Raw genomic sequence first — 16,726 nt, forward strand, 5'->3', positions numbered from 1 at the left:
AAGTTATCCCTCCCCCTTTTCTGCCAAAGTAATATTTGAAATTTTGGGCCGGTCTAAATCAATAACATTTAAAATTATTACCTGGCTAAAACTATTGATTTTATAACTCGCTTTTATTTTCCAAATTTTATCTTGAGCTCCAATTGGTTCAATATTTAGCTGGCTAACCGACATTCCAGTTTTCACATTTCCCCGGTAATTTCTTTTAGCTACCCGCAATGCCTGGCCCGTCAAAATTTTATTTGCTTCTATCCACTGGCCAGCAGCAACCAGGGTAATGTAATCCCTGACAGTTTCTATAACTCTGTCAGGCACATTTCCTTTACTAATCAAACCCAATAATTCCGGATTAACTTCTTCCTGTTTATATATCTTCCAGTGGCCATTAATTTTTAATAATTCAAATTCATAGAATTGCCGGTCTGTATATTCTCCTGATTTAATTGTTATATCAGCCCTTGCCCGGGCATAGGTACCGGATTTATTAAAGGTTAATATGTCAATATTGCTGTTTAACAGTTCGTACTTAACCTGGTTGAATTTTATATTCCCCCGGGCGTTTATCAGTGCCTCACCTGAAAGCAATTTTAAAGTGCTGTCCCAATTATTTTGGGAACTGTACTTTAAAAAGTTTCTAATTGTTGCTGAAATTGCAGGATCCGGATCTATCTCTCGAGGGTCTTTAAAATCCGTGCATCCGGCTAAAATAAACATTAAAGTGAGAATGGCCAGTAATAACTTTTTCAAAAAAAATCACCTCTTAAAATAAAAAATCCCGGGGACACCTCTAATCCCCGGGATTAAAATCCTTTACAATTTCCAAACTGTTCTTACCTTTGAGGCTACATTGCCGGCTTCGTCCCTTACTCGAACCACGATAGCATTAGGGCCAGAATTCGTGACTGGTGCTGAAACTATTCCGTCTGATGGAAGGGCCGAATATGCACTGCCGTTAATACTATATTCCAAATTGGAACTTACATTATCAGAGGCAGTGATGATAATATCTATACTACTCCCGCTGGTGGAATATGCACCTGAGACCGTAGCCCAATCAAGACTTGGAGCCGTAGTATCAGCACCTATATAATTATTTATATTGTTCACAACAGTTTGTAGATTATCGATTTTATTTTCTATCCCTGGAAGTTGCGTATTACGTATATAGGCTGTATCAACAACGGCGGTGTTAGCCTTGGAATAGGCGTTGTACGACCAGTACCCGGAAGTGTTGCCGTTATAAGACGTGTTGGAAGCCGCGGCATTTGCCTTGCTGTAAGTCGAGTCCACCTTGGACTTGATGGCATTCAGTCCGTAGGTGGAATTCGTGAGCACGCTGTAGTTGCTGCTAGCCTTGTTGTAGGCGTTGTTCGCGGCGTTCTTGGCATCTGTAGCTATATTCTTAATATCAGCTGCTACTAAGTCAGTATTAGTTATAGTGAAAAAATCCCAATAAGGAGAGTCACGGTATATTACAAAAGTGTGCCATGCGCCATCACTATAATACTTTAGGTTATGCGACACTACTATTGACAAACGCGCGCTGTTAGAAGCAACCGCAGCAAATGGTACTTTGTAATGTGTCCCCCGATAGTTGCTATATGTGCTGCTCCATTGTGCAAGAACGTTGCCACTAACTCCCCCATCGGTGATTTTAACGGTAATTGTTCCGTTCTTAAGCTTATTATCTGTGTGTGATCCGGAGTAAAAAAATAGCTCAGAATATGCATTTTCTAATAAGATCAATTTTGCACCTGCGTCGGCCGCAAAGTAACCCATCTCAACCGTCTCGTTGGTACCAACGCTAATATCAATCCAAGTTGGCGACACATTGGTGTATACAACTGTATTATAAGCATAGGCCGGCGTAATAACAGCGGAAATTAACAATAAACACATACAGGCGACAATATAACGTTTTGTTTTCACCTAAATCACCTGTCCTTTCATAGTGTATTTAAAACAGAAAGAAGTCTCCATAACAGCGCCCTGGGAAGCGAAACCGCGCTCCAGCACGTAGGGTACCGAAATTACCGGGAAGCCTCGGGCCGGAAGAACGCCCCAGCGCCTCAGTGGTACCTCCCTTCCCACCAAACGAGCCGCGCCGCGGCGTAACGCACGGGCTCCAGGCTAGAGTTTTTGAAGACGTTCCTCGTCGCCGCCCGGACAACGACCACGCAACCGGGCGAATCCAGGATTACCGAGCGTTCGCCGCCACCAGGCGAGATGCTGTCGACCCCGATGCCAAAGGTCTGCGGGAACCCGACAAACGGAAGGTCACCCTCCCAATAAGCCCCGTCGATGAACGCGTACTCCCGGGCTCCCGGGACCCAGGGTTTCCTGACAACCATCCCAATTACAAGTATCTAAGATCCAGCATATGTTTATAGGAAGAATTTCATAAGGAGGAAGTAATAAGTGATTCGTAAGAGTATCGTTTTATTTATAATATCTTTAATGCTTGCTTCTGTTGCGCAGGCAGCACAAATAGAAGGAACTTTGGAATACTTTTATTGTCCCAATTGCAGTTATTGCAAAGAACAGGAGCCTATTTTAAATGAGTGGTTAAAAGATAACGCGGATAAACTAGCTCGGGTTAAAGTTGAAAAAATTAATATTCTGTCTAATCCTAATGTGGCGGCAAGCAAAGGATATAATAATGAATCTCTTCCATATTTTCAGGTGAGAAATAAAGAAGGAAAAGTAGTTGCAACAGGTGAAGGCCTGCATTTTAAAAACCAGTTAACAGAACTTTTAAACATATTAAAGTCACGGGTAATTAAGTTTATTCCCGACAAGAAGTTCTATATTGCAAATGGAAACCGAATCGATATTGACGCTGCCCCTTTTATAAAAAACGGGAGAGTTTATGTCCCAATTAGATACTTGGCAGATGCGCTCGGTGTAGAAAAAACAACTTACTCACACGGTATCATTACATTAATCAAGAATAATAAAACAGTAAAGCTCCAAATAAACAAGCCCAAAATAATAATTAACAACCAGCAGTTTAACATTGATGCTACGCCGGTAATACACGCAGGGCGCACCTTTTTGCCGGCAAAATATATAGCAGAAGCATTTAATTATACAGTAAACTGGAATGATAGAAAAATAATCTTAAACGAATCAAAAAGAGTGGTAAGTAAAAGCATTTCACCGGAGCCTGCTTTTATTGAAAATGGCGAAGAATATTATAAAATCTCAGACATACTCTCTCTAAGTGGTATTCCGGAAGAAAATTTTTATTTTGATACCGAAGACGTAATAATATTGGAGGGCGATTATCCGTTTATAGGATTAATTCTGTCTAATAAAGTAAGCAAAATATTTTTGGTCGATAGCCAGGGGAATTACTATAAGTACGAATTGTTAAGCCCTTTAAAAAAGAAAAACAATGCATGGTATGTAGATGAAAAGAATGCGATAAAGATTGGCATGTTAGGAACCATAATTCAAAACGGGAGGTGATAATTTGAGTAATATTATTAATAAATATACATCTTTAATAGGAAAGTTTTTAAATATATTATTAATAGCAACAATAATGCTAAATATCAACATAAAAGCAGCTTGTGCAAATTTAACTTGGACTTGTACTAAATTTCATTATTATCATACTGGTGATTATTATGGAAGTTTTTCATCTGGGACACAGGATGTTCGTTACGGTCGTTGGTATAGTACTGATACTGACTTTGGTTATTGTTATTCAGCTACTATAACAGGCACAATTTCAGCGAATATAACTGATACAGATAAACAAGATATTGCGAACAGAGTAACCGGTAGCACTATAATGAGCCGTATAGACACAAACGCCAGCAATGCAGCTTCCCGTGCTTCAACCGCTATAACCCGTGCAACGGAAGCACGCGACGCTGCTAACGCTGCTCATGCCGATGCTGAAGCGGCTGCTAATCATACATGGGATTCTATTGAAGGTAAATCAGCGGCTACTCTGGCAAAAGAAGCCAGGGATAAAGCTAACGCCGCCGCCGGAGATACAGCCTATATACGTAGGCTGCAATTTTTTAAAACTTTTTACTAATGTCCTCGTCTATTGTTTTAAGAACGATTATCGTCTCTTTTATTTCCTCCTTTGGGATCGCAAATTTATTTATTAAAGCATTAATTTCGTCAATGTGTTTTTGGTAATATTGAAGCAGTTCTGGTTCACCCGCGATTGCCTCCTTAACAACTTTTTCCATTTAACCCCTCCTTCGATATTTCACGGTTTTAAATCCATCCGGACTTAGTTATTACCGAATCAGAATTTTTCCTTCTTAAATACTGAACTGCTGGTCAGGTGAAAAGAATCATCCCACATGCTACCTCCGAACAGGAGCGGCAGGCCGGGCACCAGCGAAGGTTGGTCGTAATTTACCGTAACGGTGACGTAATTGGCGTTTTTCGTAACGGTAACACCGGTTATATTGGATGTTTTAAGGCTCCCCTCCTGGATAACTTCATTTACTTTATCCTGGGCGTTTCCCAGGTTTAATGCTTCGTACCTGGCTGCTTCCCTCGCAGCGTCGGAAGTTATCATCTTGGCCCAACCCAGAAGAATTAGCGATAAAACTGATACAGCTATAAAAATAATTAAAGGAACCAATATAGCGAACTCAACAGCCAGTGTTCCTTTTTCTTTTTTAATCAAAGCTACCACCCCACATAAAAACCTGCCGTTACAACTCCCAGGGCGATTGGGACCGCATATGCTATCTTGGTGCCGGCATCTTTGATTTCCGCCCTGGAAAAATCACCGCCAATAAATTTAAAAACAAGGAACGATGAGTAACTTGCTGTAAAAGACAATGTTTGTTTCAACTTCTTTTCTTTTATTACTACAATCAGAGAAATTAGCGCCCCGTAAAGGGAAGCAAAAAGCGCCGCCCAGATTACATGCGGTCCGGTTAAAACTCCGACAGCGGCCATAAGCTTGACGTCACCCTCTCCCAGACCGCCTATTACCAGGTATGGTATAAACAGCATCAAGAATCCAAACAACAGGCCCTTTAGACCAAAACCAAGCCCGGGCAAGCCGGCATCAATGTAACGAAGAACCAGACCCAGAATTATTGCCGGAAAAACCACAACGTTTTTAATTAAGCGCCAGCGGAGGTCGGTATAAACCGCCCCCGCCAGCATTACAGCCAGAATCAACTTGTAAACCAGGTCCATTCTTTAGCTACCACCTTACTTGTTCAATGGAGTATCACCATACTGCCAATCCTTCGCATTGTCTATGGTTGCACCACCCTGATCAACAGCAGCTTTTATCTTGGCCCCAGCAAAAGTAAGCAAACCCAATACAACAACACTGGCCACGGCGATTAAAATAGCAGTCTGAGAACCTTCACCACCGTTTTCGCTCCGCAGGAAATTAATAATTTTCTTCATCCGTGAAAACCTCCTTTAATTTTTTTAACTGGTTAATGCTGAGATAACCTTGTCCACAATACCCTTTAAGTGCGGCGCCAGACTTGTATAGATACCAATCGAAACTGCAGACAATATGGCAATGGCTATTGCTATTTGCGTAGACTCACTGCCCTGCTCTTTTTTGAACACAGCAGAACCACTCCTATCCTAAAAATGAAATATATCTTTTAGCTTCATCACCGGAGGTCCCATGGCAATAATCATTAGCGAGGGCAGAATACAAAGCATCAACGGAAAGACCATCTTTACCGGCGCTTTTTGGGCCTGTTCCGTCGCTTTTGCCCTGCGGGCGTCCCTCATACGTATACTTTGCGCCTCCAGGACGCTTACCAGGGAAGTACCTGTACTGCGGGATTGAACGATACTATCTACCAGCAGGGTAACGTCCTTAGTATCAAGCCAGTATGCCATACCCTTCAGGGCCTCAGTAAGCGGTCTACCTCCTTTCGCTTTTGTTATGGCGTCTAAGAATGCATTTGCAAGCACTCCCGAATAGTTGTTGGAAACCATTTCTACCGCATGAATCATATCCGCCCCTTCTGCTACGGCAATTTTTAGCAGGTCCACGTAGTCAAGACATTCTCTGTCGGCGGCTTTTTTCACGGCCTGCGACTTGCTGGCCGCAAAGGTTTGTGGAATGAGAAAAAACATATACCCTCCTGCAATTCCAAATAACAACATTTGCATCAAATTGGGAATAAAAAGCAAAGAAAAAAGCCCCCCGCCAATAACTCCTGCTGCTATCCTGGCGGCAAAAAATTCTTCGGGAGACATCTTTATGCCGGCCCGGCTTAACATGTTTTGTGTTGAAATCAGAGTTGATTTTTTTGGCAACAGGGGCGATATTATGTTTTTGAACCAGTCCAGCAAACCTTTTCTTGCTGGTTTATCATGCGCTTTCCCGTAAAACAATTCCAGCACGCGACGTTTTCTTTTTCGCTCGTTAGAAAAAAAATGGGCAATGATAAACATTATTGAACAGAACAATACTAAAGCAACCGTTTGTGGTTGAGATATCATGTCGATAATATCCAGCAGACTAACCACCTCCTACAATCTAGGCATACTAACTTTGCGCACAAGCCACCAACCCAGAACAGCCCAGCCAATAGCCAGGGTAAAAACTAAAATACCCAAAGGTGTCTTAAAGAATGGGTCCAAATAATCAGGACTTATTATGCGCAGCGCGACAATCAAGCCCACAATAACCAGGGCAATAGCATTACTTGCCAGCCTGCCCTGGCTTGACAGAGATTTGGTTTCTTCCCGTATTCGTCTCCTTTCAGCAATTGTATTGGCAATATTCTTGAATGCCTCCGCCAGGTTTCCGCCCAGTACAGAGTTGACGTTAACTGCCACTATAACCATTTTGTATTCAACAGCCGGTATTCTGTCCTCAAACATTTCCAGAGCGTCTTTGGCCGTATTGCCAAAGTCTATAGCTTTAACAATATCCTCAACTTCGTTTCTAAGCGGCCCGTCAAGCCTGTTTATGCTGAGGCGCAGGGCCTGGGCCAGAGAAACACCTGATTTCAAATGACTGGCCAGCACTAAAAGCCAGTCCTCCATCTCGTTGGACATTTTCTCCGCTCGGGCTCTTATGCGCCCTTTAAGGAAGTTATAAAAAATAAATAACCCTGCCGGTAAGGTTAATAAGGCTACAACTGAATTGTCAAAAAGAAAGTAACCTATTACGTAAGTTGCTATTACTACACCTAGCAACATTAAGATGATTTCCTGGTTATTATTCTTGAATCCGGCCTTACGGGCGATAACAATTACTTTTTCAAAAATATTAAGATTAGTTTTAGGTCTTACCTCAATTTTCTGTTGTTTATCCGAGATACCAAATGTTTGCCTTACAAACTCTTTACGAGCGCTTCTTACGGAAGTAAGGGCACCAAAAATAAGAATGATTGAAGCAAATATAAGTATCTGAATAATTAAGACCGGCACGGCAATTCACTCCAAATCCATTCCGGCAGTTTTACCCCGCGTTCACGCAGCTTTTTATCCAGTATTTCATACCCTTCATCGAGAACCAGCATATCCTTATCCCTGTCATAAGTTAGTACATTTCTGGTAAGTATATCCTCCCCTTCAATACCCTCCACTATAACTATTTCCGTAACCCGCCTTTTGCCATCCCTGAACCTTTCCTGGTGGATAATGAGGTCAATAGCACTGGCTATCTGCTGGCGTATAGCCCGTACAGGTAGTTCAAGGCCGCTAAATAGTACCATTGTTTCGAGCCTGAGCAAAGCATCCCTGGCACCATTTGCGTGGACGGTTGTTAGGGACCCGTCATGGCCGGTATTCATCCCCTGCAGCATATCAATTGCTTCACCTGTCCTGACCTCACCGACCACAATCCGGTCAGGGCGCATGCGGAGCGAATTTTTTACCAGATCACGAATGGTTACCTCTCCTTTGCCTTCCACGTTCGGCGGCCTGGCCTCCAGCTGTATTACGTGCGGCTGCTGCAGCTGTAGCTCTGCACTGTCCTCGACGGTAATTATTCGTTCATTATTGGGAATGAATGATGATAAAACGTTCAAAGTAGTTGTTTTACCGGAGCCGGTGCCGCCGCTAATTAATATGTTGAGCCGGGCAAATACGGCCTGTTGAAACAAAAATGCCTCCCGGCAGGAAAAGGTTTTGAACCTGAAGACCAGGTCAAAAGGGGTATATGGTTCTTTGCTGAATTTCCGTATGGTAAGCGTCGGGCCGGTTAAGGCCAGGGGCGGAATAATTGCGTTTACCCGGGAACCGTCTGGAAGCCGGGCGTCAACCATAGGCGTTGACTCGTCGATTTTTCTGCCAATCCGTGAAACTATCCGGTCAATGATATTCAATACTTGTTTATCGTCATCGAATTTGATATCCGTAAGTTCCAGAACACCATGCCGCTCAATATAAACCGCATCCGGCCCGTTAACCATCACCTCAGTTATTTCAGGGTCATCCAGGAGATCTTGAATCGGCCCCAGTCCCATAACCTCATCTATTATCTCTTCCGCAACGTCCAGTAATTTCGGGCGCATGATGCGGGAAAAGTTCTGTCCTTCTCTTAAAACTGCGTTTTTAATATACTCTTTCACCTTTTCCTGCACGTCAGGCAAATGAAGATTACTCAGCAGGCGTTTGTCCATGTCGTTATAGACCATATTTTTAACCCTGGCCTTTATCTCGGCTATGTCCTTGTTCCCCAGGTGACCGAGGGCCAGGACGGTACTGCCGGATTCTTTGCTGCGGTTGAAAAGTATCCCCAGGTCGTTGAATTCGTCTAGCATTAGTTCACCGCCCTTCGCGCAAATAATTTGGGTAAAGCAAATCTCTTTTTCCGGCCGTTAAATACCGGTATGACAGAGTTTGCCAACTGGCAAATTGCCTGGTTGAAAGCCCCGCAGCGCTTGTCCAGCACCGGTATGCCGCCGGAATTTATTACCCTGTCTACAGCCGGATCGTGGGGGATGATATTTGATACCTCCCACGGCAATACATCCATATAATCCGATAACCTCAATGGCATTTTCTTGGGCATCATGTTAATTAGAAGATTAAATTCTGAAACATCTATCTGGGCATTCCTGAAAGTTTCAGCAATATTTGTATTATCTCGCAAAGCAATGCGATTAGGCGTTGCAATCATAAATACCTTGCTGGCGTTCTCAATGGCCACTATAACCGAGTCCCTTGGTATATGGGTGGTGTCCACCACTACCACGTCAAAACGCCGGGTTAAGGTTGAAAGTATCCTGTTGGCTTCTTCCCGGCCTATGGCGATACCGTCCATGGGGCTGTGCGGCCCCGGCAGTATTTTTATGCCGGAAGAATGGTCCACCAGGTAATCTTTCATATCTTCGGTATCTTTGGCCAGCCAGTCTAGTATGGAACATTTCGGAGGAATGCTGAAAATCTTGCCAATATCTCCATTAAAGGGGTCAAAGTCTACGAGGCACACACTGAGTTTGGTTGTCGGGTTATTAGCCAGGGCAACAGCCAGGGAAGCTGACAGAAGGGTTTTGCCAACACCGCCCTTGTAAGCGTAAAAAACCACCAGTTTATTACCGTGAATAATTACTTCTTTCTGTTTACTGCGGCTGGAGATGGCCGGATGCCGAACTGCCTCCGGCTTAGCCGGGACGGAATGTTGTGCTGTTGAATTTCTGTCCAGCCTGCCCCGCAGGGGGCGCTTTCGTTGTATTTGTTGCTGTTGTGGTGAAGTTATGGCGGTAAAATGATTCAGTGTCTTGATTATTTCCGCAGGGTCAGGCGCAACTATGCCCTTGCCGCCGGCTTGAATGACAGCTTGCAGTGACCCAAGGTCTGTTTCACCAATCAAGTAAACAGCTGTACCCTGCTTTGCCAGGGCGGCAACCAGATTGTCCCACATGATATCAGAAATAGCTTTTGAAATATATGCCGCTGTTACCGGGCCGGCATTAAGGCAGTCCTTCCCGGTTGTCGCAGTTACCACATCATAATCGGAAAGGGACTGGGCCAGGTCATTAAGCCTGGCCTCTGGGTCGCAAATTAATATCCTCAAGAGTTACCCCGCCCTTCTTTCTTGTTTTGATTTTGCGCAACAGGCTGTCGCGGTTGTTTTAAATACCTTTTGACAAAATCATCCGCCGTAGTGACAGTAGTATCGGAAGCTTTAACATCTGCATTGATACCGCACAACTGGAGACTAATAGAGCCTTCAATAAGGGCGAACTCAAGATCCTGGGCCTGCTGGGGAGTAAGTGCCAGCGTTACACCCCCGTCGAAATAATCAAGCACCGGCACATTGGTGGCGATTATCTGTGCCACCGGCTGCTGCATGCCATTAAGTGGCAACTTCATAGCACCGATTACATCAACCCGGTCTCCGGGACCTACTTTTCCGTTTAAAGCACCTACATTATCAATAGGAAATGATTTTGCCCGCAAAGCTCCGTTCTCCAGTTCATCCAAAACAGTGGTAAGAGAACCGGAAGCGCTGTTACCCGCTGTAAAAACATCGGCGCTGACCGGATAGCCGGCGGGTATAACCGTCCTGGCATATTTCCCGACTACCGGCTCAATAGAAGGAAACATAGTGGACTGAACCGCTGTCTGCGGCAGTTGCTTAATTTCCAGGTCCTCAGGTCTTATAACGGTATAGGGCATAATTTTATGTTTGGCGACCACTACCGGGACGGAATTTGTTGAGATATACATAAATTTCATAACCCCAAATGCCGCAACTCCCGCCAGAATCAGCCCGATGGCCAGAAGATAAATTCCGGAGTTTTTGATTACAAAAGGGTTTTTTGCTGAGATGGTTTTGGTCATAAATATCAGCGGTATATTATACCGCCTTCCCTCCTTTCAGCTCAAAATTATAAATTAGAAGTTCCCATGCCTTGGGAACATGAACAGCGCGAGTGGATTTCACCTCCCCGAACATTCTTCGCTGCACTTTTTTGAAACGGCCCGGGTGGTACGAGTAGATTATCCAATCCGGCAAAGTTACTTGTTTTATTCTAATACCCCGGCCGTTGAAAGCTTTTCCTAGCTTGTCAACCAAACGGCGGTTGAAAGTGTTAAAGGTAACCGTCACCCGGCTGCCGAATTCACCCGCGTTTAGACAGCTGATTAATCTTTCAATGTCGTTATTCACTCCGCTGTTATATTCGTTCCAGTCTTTGTATTTTTTCCGGGTGTTGACGTGTATTTCAATGACATCGTTTAAAACCGGAATATCGATATTTCTTTTGGCCAGCATTTTCCTCAGCCAGAATGACGAGCCGGGGAAAATAATAAATGATTTAAAGCCCATCTTTGTTGATTCATGACGCCACCAAAGCAGAACGAGCGCCAAAATTACAAGGTAAACCCATAAAAATGTTATTGTCCCCCAAATGACATACCAAAATATCATATTCCCCAATATGGATATCGCGAGCGCTAGGCCGAAAAATATAAAAACTGCCGGCAAGAGCAGCAGTTTATATTTATAAAAACAGCCTTCAATCACTAGGCCCGCATAGTTATTAAAGAATACCTTAAACATCCTCTGCCTTCGCCTCCGCCTCCCTTATCACTTTTATTACTTTTCCGGCACCGGTCAACTGACCGTAAATCAAAGAGTCAATTTCGGCAGACAGCTTTATGTAGTAGCCGTCCAGGGTGCCGTCCACGTTCTTGTCTATAGCCCTTTTTTCTATCACTTGAACATTCTTGATGCCTTGCCCCGCAAAATTGTGAGCTGTTAGGTTTTCGGCCAGTAGCTGGACTGCGTAGGTATCCGCGAGGATTGGGTCCAGGGCAATTTTCTGGCCGATAACTTCGTCGGTAATGGGATCTCTGATAAGTTTTCCCTGGACGGCGCTGGCGCCGGCCAGGGCGGAAGAATCAGCCACGGACTGCAGTTCATGTTTTAAGATGAATATCCTGAAACCGTCCAAAACAACGGCCATAAAGATTAAGATTAACGGCAGTAAGATAGCGAAGGTTGTGGAAAGAACACCTTTTTGGCCTTTCATCAGTTTCTTCAACAAAACACCCCCCAGTGAAAGGTTTCGTCATACAAGCCCTCCCTGGATAAGAAAAGCCCGGCAATTACTAAAACTCCGCCATTCATCCCCCGGTTTTAACCGGGGGTATTCTGGCGGAGTTTTAGTAAAGTATTTTTGGGGCCACCCCAGCATATACTTATCTGTACATTATGTACATTTTTTGTTATGCTGGAGGTGAAAAGGAGGGATGACCATGTTGACTGAAGTTAACTTTACTAATGCACGGAAAACGCTTACCGAATTATTTGATAAAGTTTGGCATCACTCTTTGCCGACTATTATTAATCGCCGGAAAAATGAAGAAGTCTTAATGTTAAGAGAGGATTTGCTAAAAGATATTTTAAAAGCGTACGCTCTCAAGCCGGAAAAACTACCGGAAGATGATGGTTCAATTACTCTTGCTTTAGATAAACTAGGTATTGCTGTTAATGCTTCCACTTTAGAAAACGCGATTGACGAACTTGTTAAAGAATTAAAAGTTTACGCGGAGGATTACCGTGACAGACTTCAACTTTTTTTGAACGCGCCCAACCGCAGAGAACATTTTCCATATATGCTCAGAATATGGCTTTGTGACGATGACCGGGAAATTAAATCCCTCCTGGAGTTGTAACAATGCCTCCGAAATTTGGACATTTGAAGAAATATTGTGAGAAAAACGGCTGGGTTTTGGTTCGAAATACAGATCACTGGTACTATGAAAAAGTTTTACCAAACGGTGAAATCTTGCGAACCAGAGTTAGCCATTCCACCAAAAAAGAAATTCCCGGTAACTTGTGGCGAAAAATATTAAAACATCAACTTAAAATTACGGAAGAAGAGTTTTGGAAGTCGATATAATTCATTTCATAGTGAACTACCCCTCCCTTCGCTACGCTCAGAAAGGGGCTTCCTGCTTCATCGAGCGGATCTCTCCACAGGCGTAACTTCCCGTGGTCCCCACGGTAGCCGCCTTTCATCCCCTCCCTCACGGAAGGAGACTTCCTGGCGGGAGAAGTTAAATTATCATGTCACAATACCTTCTTTTCGAGCCTTTTCAACCAGACAGATAAGCTCAGAAGCAACCTTCTGAACCGCCTCTCCCCAGCGGAGAACTTTTTCCGGTTCCTTCGCCCAGCCAGCCACGTACTCGAAACTGGAGGGAATCTCCAACCCGAAATATTCGCCGGCAACGAAAGCGGCTCCCTCGGCAATTACCTCGCCTTTGATGTATTCTTCATCGCCGAAGTTGCTCCGTTTTTGCTCGCCCAGCCTGAAGGCCAAAGCATGGGCAAGTTCATGAAGCAAGACAGCCGTGCGCTCATCTCCGGACAGTTTATAGAATTCCGCCTCTGAAAACCCACGGCCTTGTGCCGTGGGATGAAAGGGGCGCTTGGTTTTTTGATACTCAATATACTTTCGCACATAATACAAACGTTCTTACCGTCACCTGGAAGAAAGCCGCCATCACTTTTAAAGGTAACTGCATTTGCCTATCGAACGGTAGAGGGCGGGAACCTTTGGAGGTTAAACTGCCTGCGAGGATTGACCCTGCTGCCGTATGCCAGGCGCAGCTTGTCTGGAAGGGAACCGGGTACTGGCTGCACATAAGCGTTGAGAAACCTGTTCCGGAACAGGTGAGAGGCAGCAAGGCAGCCGGGGCGGACCCCGGTATCGTGCATTCCCTGGCCCTGACGGACGGGGAAGAAAGCCTGGTGATATCCGACAGGCTCTTGCGTTCCTGGTGGCGGCTGCAAAACAAGGAACTGGCTAAATACCAGCGCGGGCTTTCCCGGTTGACCAAAGGTTCACGCCGCTGGCGCCGGCTTAACTGCAAAAAGCGGCGGTTCCTTGAATTGATTCGACGCAGGAGAGAACATCTTCTACACACGATTACCGCCCGGGCCGTGAGGTGGTGCCTGGAACGAGGGGTTAAGACCCTGTATGCCGGCAACCCGGGGAATATCACCGCTAAAGACTGCGGCAAAAAGCACAACCAGCGGCTGCACCAGTGGGCCTTCGGCCAAACATTTGACCTGCTGAAATATGAGCTGGCCGCCCATGGTATAGAGTTTGTGCCGGTGAACGAAGAAGGTACATCTTCCACCTGCCCGTCATGCGGTACAAAAGGCACTTTCAGGGGCCGGGTATTTCACTGTCTGAACTGCGGCTTCTCTTGCCATCGTGACGTGGTAGGGTGTATCAATATCCGTTCCATAGGGCTGTACGGAGAAATAAAGGCCGGGCTCAAAACCATGCCAAAAACAACGTATCTGCGACCGGCGGTACTGGCCGCCCGAGCAGTAGACGCCTATGGACCAGGCCGCCGGGCGGCATAACAAGCCCCCGGTGTAGCCAGGCGAGGCTGTGTAAGACCCTGCTGTCTCAGCAGGGCTTCGGCCTGTGACCCGGGAAGCCTCCGGCCTTGTGCCAGAGGATGTTCACTAGTTAAACATTCCGTATGTAAAGCCGGGGGGAGGCTCAGAAGACCACTATTTTGTGCAGCACTTTAAAGAATGAAAACCAGGTGCTCAGATTTTTCATATCGAAAAAACTTAGTCTTATCCTGTAAATTTACTTTTTTTCATTTTTAAAAAATGGCCGATAAAAATCAAGAAAACGGTGGCTAAAGAAACAAAGGCAAACAACTCTATCGGCAAAAAAGGCATTAGTGCTGGTACAGCAAGCAGAAGAAATATTACACTGAGAAAAAGCGCCAGGTAGATAGTCCGTTTTGATGTACAAAAATCTACCAGAAGCTTAAAAAGACTAATGAATTCTTTTTTCTTAACTATTTCCAATATCCACATTAAACCCCAAAAGGCAAATAATTCATAGCTAAAAACATAAAACACGTTTATCCAAAAATAGTTTTTTGCAAGCGCATAAAGAAACTCTTCTCCGTATTGATTAAAAAAATTTAATGAAAAATTGATTACTGCGCTATTAAATGCCAGGATTTCAATATTAAAAAAAACAACAAAAAAGAACGAAACTACGGCAAACATACCTTTATAATTTTTATACTTTTGAATATGGTGATTAGTTATGGAAAATAAAGACATTACAACACCACTCCTAACCTCGGTTGCGGTGGCAATTATCGTCAATCTTATCGGTAATTACTTTTTCCAGTTTGCCCAAAATATACATTTGTTTGTTTTGGAAGAACTGCCGTTTTTAAACATTCCACCACCGCATTTTGACATAGATCTTTTTAGATATACAATAACGGGTATACTATTGTCCCCTTCAAGCCTAATTCAGGTTTTAGTAGAAATATCTAATATATTTTTCAATATGCAGACTAATTCGCCAGAAAAACTCTTTATGCTAATGTTCTCTTTTCTAACACTGCTCAATATTTGGGTTTCAACTAAAGCCCCTCTCCTATCAATGCGCATTTCTTTAACCCTTGGGGTTTGTTACGCCATTTTTTTGCTTGCGATTTATCTGACAAGCATTATAAATGCCATCTTAAAAAACGCTATATTACCTGGTGGATATTGTTTTAATTAGCAATATGCAGCTAGCTAAAATAAAGAATGTCCAAGTTAAAACTGTGAAATTAAATACAAACAGTACTGATTCAGATGAAATACACTGAAATACATCTCTGATAATGTCATTGTTTACCGCAATACTGTTCATTAAAGGCCCGTTTAAAAAATAATTAAGTCTGTATAGGCCAGCGATAACTGCAACTATGGCAAACAAAGTAACTGCCAAAATAAACACAAGAACATAAAATAATCTGCCGCTTACTACGTTAAGAGTCTTTATAACCTCCGAAAAATCACGATCCACAAAAACACCTCCAGGTAAAAAAATTGACAAGACCCGCCTTATAAAGATGGGCCTCGTTTTAAGGAGCCGCGTTAATTACCGTCTGCGCGGTTTTTGACGCCAGCACTTTAGTCACCGTGTAAAGCATGGCAAGATTGCGGTTTCCAACAGAATAGGAAAAGCAGAACCGACCTGGCTCTCCTTCCGGAGACAATAGCAACATGGTATCTTTTTCAAGGCAATATACAAAGGCTTCCAAACTCTCTACCCCGGCCCTTTTCGCCAGACACAATCGGTGTTTCCCTCCGCTCACCCAGTACCGGTTCCTATACTTTGTAAGGCGAATGGGGGTCGTTCTTTATAAAGGGGGTGCGCCCTTGCCTGAATTCCTCCCAGAATCTCCGACAGGGGCTGTAATTAAGACAGACTTCCAGCATTTCCAAGTCTGTAGCACTGTTGCTAAGCACTTCGAGAAGCTCTTCCTCAGTATTCCAGTAAGCGTTAAAACCTAATTCCTGCAACAGTAGGCACCTGTTACCCAGCATGGTTGGAAACTCAACAATATCTGCTACCTTTACAGTGTGCAGTTCTACTCTCACCACAACTTACTCCCCTCAAACCGGCTAGTTCTTCCCCAAAAAGTTCCCCATGATCACCCCAAAACCTTCCGCCGCAATGCATTTATGGCCGCCTTAAGCTCCGGGGAAAACGCTGCGTAAGACAATACCTGTTCTTTAGAAACAATACCATTAAAGTATCTCTGGTCGCTTTCCCGACTGAAAAGTTGCATTTTACAACCGGGGTACCTTTCTGACATTCCTTTAATCGCATCCCTGATTCCACTCCCCCAGTGCCCGCCTATGGGGCGAAGTATGACCTCTCCCTCGCTGGTCAGTACGGCCAGCAACGGCGAAGACATCCGGCTTAACAAGGCCTTTAACGCCTTCGAGAATCTTTTCTTCATTCACAAA

Annotated in this window: 27 protein-coding genes; 6 read left to right on the plus strand and 21 right to left on the minus strand. The window is 44.2% G+C overall.

Going from position 1 to position 16,726, the window contains the following annotated elements; all coding sequences use genetic code 11:
* Nucleotides 1-3: 3 nt before the first annotated feature.
* The 3 genes from ACX4JR_RS11520 to ACX4JR_RS11530 all read right to left on the minus strand — a co-directional run bounded on the left by ACX4JR_RS11520 (nt 4) and on the right by ACX4JR_RS11530 (nt 2,351).
* Nucleotides 4-747: a hypothetical protein gene (locus ACX4JR_RS11520; RefSeq protein ID WP_476058192.1), complete on the minus strand. Its 744-nt coding sequence runs from the start codon at nt 745-747 to the stop codon at nt 4-6.
* 63 nt (nt 748-810) lie between these two features.
* The gene (locus ACX4JR_RS11525; protein WP_476058193.1) at nt 811-1,929 is read right to left on the minus strand and encodes a hypothetical protein; all 1,119 of its coding nucleotides are present in this window, start codon (nt 1,927-1,929) and stop codon (nt 811-813) included.
* Nucleotides 1,930-2,069: 140 nt separating this feature from the next.
* Entirely contained in the window at nt 2,070-2,351 is a 282-nt protein-coding gene (locus tag ACX4JR_RS11530) for a hypothetical protein (protein WP_476058194.1), read from the minus strand.
* Between the two features lie 67 nt (nt 2,352-2,418).
* On the opposite strand from ACX4JR_RS11530, the gene ACX4JR_RS11535 reads away from it, so the two are divergent.
* Nucleotides 2,419-3,471 carry a stalk domain-containing protein gene (locus ACX4JR_RS11535; RefSeq protein WP_476058195.1) on the plus strand — a complete coding sequence of 351 codons (1,053 nt, stop codon included), beginning with the start codon at nt 2,419-2,421 and terminating at the stop codon, nt 3,469-3,471.
* Nucleotides 3,472-3,475: 4 nt separating this feature from the next.
* Nucleotides 3,476-4,051: a hypothetical protein gene (locus ACX4JR_RS11540; RefSeq protein WP_476058196.1), complete on the plus strand. Its 576-nt coding sequence runs from the start codon at nt 3,476-3,478 to the stop codon at nt 4,049-4,051.
* Here ACX4JR_RS11540 and ACX4JR_RS11545 read toward each other — a convergent pair.
* The 12 genes from ACX4JR_RS11545 to ACX4JR_RS11600 form a co-directional block, all read right to left on the minus strand.
* On the minus strand, nt 4,035-4,211 hold the full coding sequence (locus ACX4JR_RS11545) for a hypothetical protein (RefSeq protein ID WP_476058197.1): 177 nt from the start codon (nt 4,209-4,211) through the stop codon (nt 4,035-4,037). The two genes, ACX4JR_RS11540 and ACX4JR_RS11545, sit on opposite strands and share 17 nt — an antisense overlap.
* 59 nt (nt 4,212-4,270) lie before the next feature.
* Nucleotides 4,271-4,669, minus strand: a complete 399-nt coding sequence (locus tag ACX4JR_RS11550; protein ID WP_476058198.1) for a TadE/TadG family type IV pilus assembly protein — start codon at nt 4,667-4,669, stop codon at nt 4,271-4,273.
* Nucleotides 4,663-5,184, minus strand: coding sequence for an A24 family peptidase (locus ACX4JR_RS11555; RefSeq protein WP_476058199.1), 522 nt, complete (start codon nt 5,182-5,184; stop codon nt 4,663-4,665). Before ACX4JR_RS11555 ends, ACX4JR_RS11550 begins: the two co-directional genes overlap by 7 nt.
* 15 nt (nt 5,185-5,199) lie before the next feature.
* Nucleotides 5,200-5,403 carry a hypothetical protein gene (locus tag ACX4JR_RS11560; protein WP_476058200.1) on the minus strand — a complete coding sequence of 68 codons (204 nt, stop codon included), beginning with the start codon at nt 5,401-5,403 and terminating at the stop codon, nt 5,200-5,202.
* Between the two features lie 24 nt (nt 5,404-5,427).
* The gene (locus ACX4JR_RS11565; protein ID WP_476058201.1) at nt 5,428-5,574 is read right to left on the minus strand and encodes a hypothetical protein; all 147 of its coding nucleotides are present in this window, start codon (nt 5,572-5,574) and stop codon (nt 5,428-5,430) included.
* 18 nt (nt 5,575-5,592) lie between these two features.
* Nucleotides 5,593-6,465 (minus strand): type II secretion system F family protein, encoded by an 873-nt coding sequence (locus ACX4JR_RS11570; RefSeq protein ID WP_476058202.1) that lies wholly within the window; start codon nt 6,463-6,465, stop codon nt 5,593-5,595.
* A gap of 30 nt (nt 6,466-6,495) precedes the next feature.
* Entirely contained in the window at nt 6,496-7,401 is a 906-nt protein-coding gene (locus ACX4JR_RS11575) for a type II secretion system F family protein (RefSeq protein WP_476058203.1), read from the minus strand.
* Nucleotides 7,389-8,738, minus strand: coding sequence for a CpaF family protein (locus ACX4JR_RS11580; RefSeq protein WP_476058204.1), 1,350 nt, complete (start codon nt 8,736-8,738; stop codon nt 7,389-7,391). Before ACX4JR_RS11580 ends, ACX4JR_RS11575 begins: the two co-directional genes overlap by 13 nt.
* On the minus strand, nt 8,738-9,994 hold the full coding sequence (locus ACX4JR_RS11585; RefSeq protein ID WP_476058205.1) for a CpaE/TadZ family protein: 1,257 nt from the start codon (nt 9,992-9,994) through the stop codon (nt 8,738-8,740). Before ACX4JR_RS11585 ends, ACX4JR_RS11580 begins: the two co-directional genes overlap by 1 nt.
* On the minus strand, nt 9,991-10,764 hold the full coding sequence (cpaB, locus tag ACX4JR_RS11590; protein ID WP_476058206.1) for a Flp pilus assembly protein CpaB: 774 nt from the start codon (nt 10,762-10,764) through the stop codon (nt 9,991-9,993). Before cpaB ends, ACX4JR_RS11585 begins: the two co-directional genes overlap by 4 nt.
* A gap of 16 nt (nt 10,765-10,780) precedes the next feature.
* Nucleotides 10,781-11,293, minus strand: a complete 513-nt coding sequence (locus ACX4JR_RS11595; protein ID WP_476058207.1) for a hypothetical protein — start codon at nt 11,291-11,293, stop codon at nt 10,781-10,783.
* 184 nt (nt 11,294-11,477) lie between these two features.
* Entirely contained in the window at nt 11,478-11,969 is a 492-nt protein-coding gene (locus tag ACX4JR_RS11600) for a TadE/TadG family type IV pilus assembly protein (protein ID WP_476058208.1), read from the minus strand.
* Nucleotides 11,970-12,183: 214 nt separating this feature from the next.
* Here ACX4JR_RS11600 and ACX4JR_RS11605 point away from each other — a divergent pair, with 214 nt between their 5' ends.
* Together ACX4JR_RS11605 and ACX4JR_RS11610 are read left to right on the plus strand one after the other, a co-directional pair.
* Nucleotides 12,184-12,603, plus strand: coding sequence for an exoribonuclease R (locus tag ACX4JR_RS11605; protein ID WP_476058209.1), 420 nt, complete (start codon nt 12,184-12,186; stop codon nt 12,601-12,603).
* A 2-nt stretch (nt 12,604-12,605) separates the two neighbouring features.
* Entirely contained in the window at nt 12,606-12,830 is a 225-nt protein-coding gene (locus ACX4JR_RS11610; RefSeq protein ID WP_476058210.1) for a type II toxin-antitoxin system HicA family toxin, read from the plus strand.
* A gap of 165 nt (nt 12,831-12,995) precedes the next feature.
* On the opposite strand, the gene ACX4JR_RS11615 is transcribed toward ACX4JR_RS11610, so the two are convergent.
* Nucleotides 12,996-13,394 carry a hypothetical protein gene (locus tag ACX4JR_RS11615; RefSeq protein WP_476058211.1) on the minus strand — a complete coding sequence of 133 codons (399 nt, stop codon included), beginning with the start codon at nt 13,392-13,394 and terminating at the stop codon, nt 12,996-12,998.
* 95 nt (nt 13,395-13,489) lie between these two features.
* Between ACX4JR_RS11615 and ACX4JR_RS11620 the strand changes: the two genes are divergently transcribed.
* Nucleotides 13,490-14,308 (plus strand): RNA-guided endonuclease InsQ/TnpB family protein, encoded by an 819-nt coding sequence (locus tag ACX4JR_RS11620; RefSeq protein ID WP_476058212.1) that lies wholly within the window; start codon nt 13,490-13,492, stop codon nt 14,306-14,308.
* A 222-nt stretch (nt 14,309-14,530) separates the two neighbouring features.
* Here the strand turns inward: ACX4JR_RS11620 and ACX4JR_RS11625 are convergent, their stop codons facing one another.
* On the minus strand, nt 14,531-15,034 hold the full coding sequence (locus tag ACX4JR_RS11625; RefSeq protein ID WP_476058213.1) for a hypothetical protein: 504 nt from the start codon (nt 15,032-15,034) through the stop codon (nt 14,531-14,533).
* Between ACX4JR_RS11625 and ACX4JR_RS11630 the strand changes: the two genes are divergently transcribed.
* The gene (locus ACX4JR_RS11630) at nt 15,018-15,488 is read left to right on the plus strand and encodes a hypothetical protein (protein ID WP_476058214.1); all 471 of its coding nucleotides are present in this window, start codon (nt 15,018-15,020) and stop codon (nt 15,486-15,488) included. The genes ACX4JR_RS11625 and ACX4JR_RS11630 overlap by 17 nt on opposite strands.
* On the opposite strand, the gene ACX4JR_RS11635 is transcribed toward ACX4JR_RS11630, so the two are convergent.
* Genes ACX4JR_RS11635 through ACX4JR_RS11650 form a run of 4 tightly spaced genes read right to left on the minus strand, consistent with a single transcriptional unit; the run spans nt 15,462 to nt 16,719 of the window.
* Nucleotides 15,462-15,776: a hypothetical protein gene (locus ACX4JR_RS11635; protein ID WP_476058215.1), complete on the minus strand. Its 315-nt coding sequence runs from the start codon at nt 15,774-15,776 to the stop codon at nt 15,462-15,464. The genes ACX4JR_RS11630 and ACX4JR_RS11635 overlap by 27 nt on opposite strands.
* A gap of 58 nt (nt 15,777-15,834) precedes the next feature.
* Entirely contained in the window at nt 15,835-16,047 is a 213-nt protein-coding gene (locus ACX4JR_RS11640) for a hypothetical protein (RefSeq protein ID WP_476058216.1), read from the minus strand.
* A 34-nt stretch (nt 16,048-16,081) separates the two neighbouring features.
* Entirely contained in the window at nt 16,082-16,357 is a 276-nt protein-coding gene (locus ACX4JR_RS11645) for a hypothetical protein (protein WP_476058217.1), read from the minus strand.
* Between the two features lie 50 nt (nt 16,358-16,407).
* Nucleotides 16,408-16,719: a hypothetical protein gene (locus ACX4JR_RS11650; RefSeq protein WP_476058218.1), complete on the minus strand. Its 312-nt coding sequence runs from the start codon at nt 16,717-16,719 to the stop codon at nt 16,408-16,410.
* Nucleotides 16,720-16,726 lie beyond the last annotated feature (7 nt).

It is taken from the genome of Desulfofundulus sp. JL263-se (assembly GCF_056316025.1).

Coding starts and splice junctions, on each gene's coding strand:
- ACX4JR_RS11530 (WP_476058194.1), bottom strand. CDS start 2,351: ATGGTTGTCAGGAAACCCTGGGTCCCGGGAGCCCGGGAGTACGCGTTC.
- ACX4JR_RS11545 (WP_476058197.1), bottom strand. CDS start 4,211: ATGGAAAAAGTTGTTAAGGAGGCAATCGCGGGTGAACCAGAACTGCTT.
- ACX4JR_RS11555 (WP_476058199.1), bottom strand. CDS start 5,184: ATGGACCTGGTTTACAAGTTGATTCTGGCTGTAATGCTGGCGGGGGCG.
- ACX4JR_RS11560 (WP_476058200.1), bottom strand. CDS start 5,403: ATGAAGAAAATTATTAATTTCCTGCGGAGCGAAAACGGTGGTGAAGGT.
- ACX4JR_RS11570 (WP_476058202.1), bottom strand. CDS start 6,465: ATGATATCTCAACCACAAACGGTTGCTTTAGTATTGTTCTGTTCAATA.
- ACX4JR_RS11580 (WP_476058204.1), bottom strand. CDS start 8,738: ATGCTAGACGAATTCAACGACCTGGGGATACTTTTCAACCGCAGCAAA.
- cpaB (WP_476058206.1), bottom strand. CDS start 10,764: ATGACCAAAACCATCTCAGCAAAAAACCCTTTTGTAATCAAAAACTCC.
- ACX4JR_RS11605 (WP_476058209.1), top strand. CDS start 12,184: ATGTTGACTGAAGTTAACTTTACTAATGCACGGAAAACGCTTACCGAA.
- ACX4JR_RS11610 (WP_476058210.1), top strand. CDS start 12,606: ATGCCTCCGAAATTTGGACATTTGAAGAAATATTGTGAGAAAAACGGC.
- ACX4JR_RS11630 (WP_476058214.1), top strand. CDS start 15,018: ATGGAAAATAAAGACATTACAACACCACTCCTAACCTCGGTTGCGGTG.
- ACX4JR_RS11625 (WP_476058213.1), bottom strand. CDS start 15,034: ATGTCTTTATTTTCCATAACTAATCACCATATTCAAAAGTATAAAAAT.
- ACX4JR_RS11650 (WP_476058218.1), bottom strand. CDS start 16,719: ATGAAGAAAAGATTCTCGAAGGCGTTAAAGGCCTTGTTAAGCCGGATG.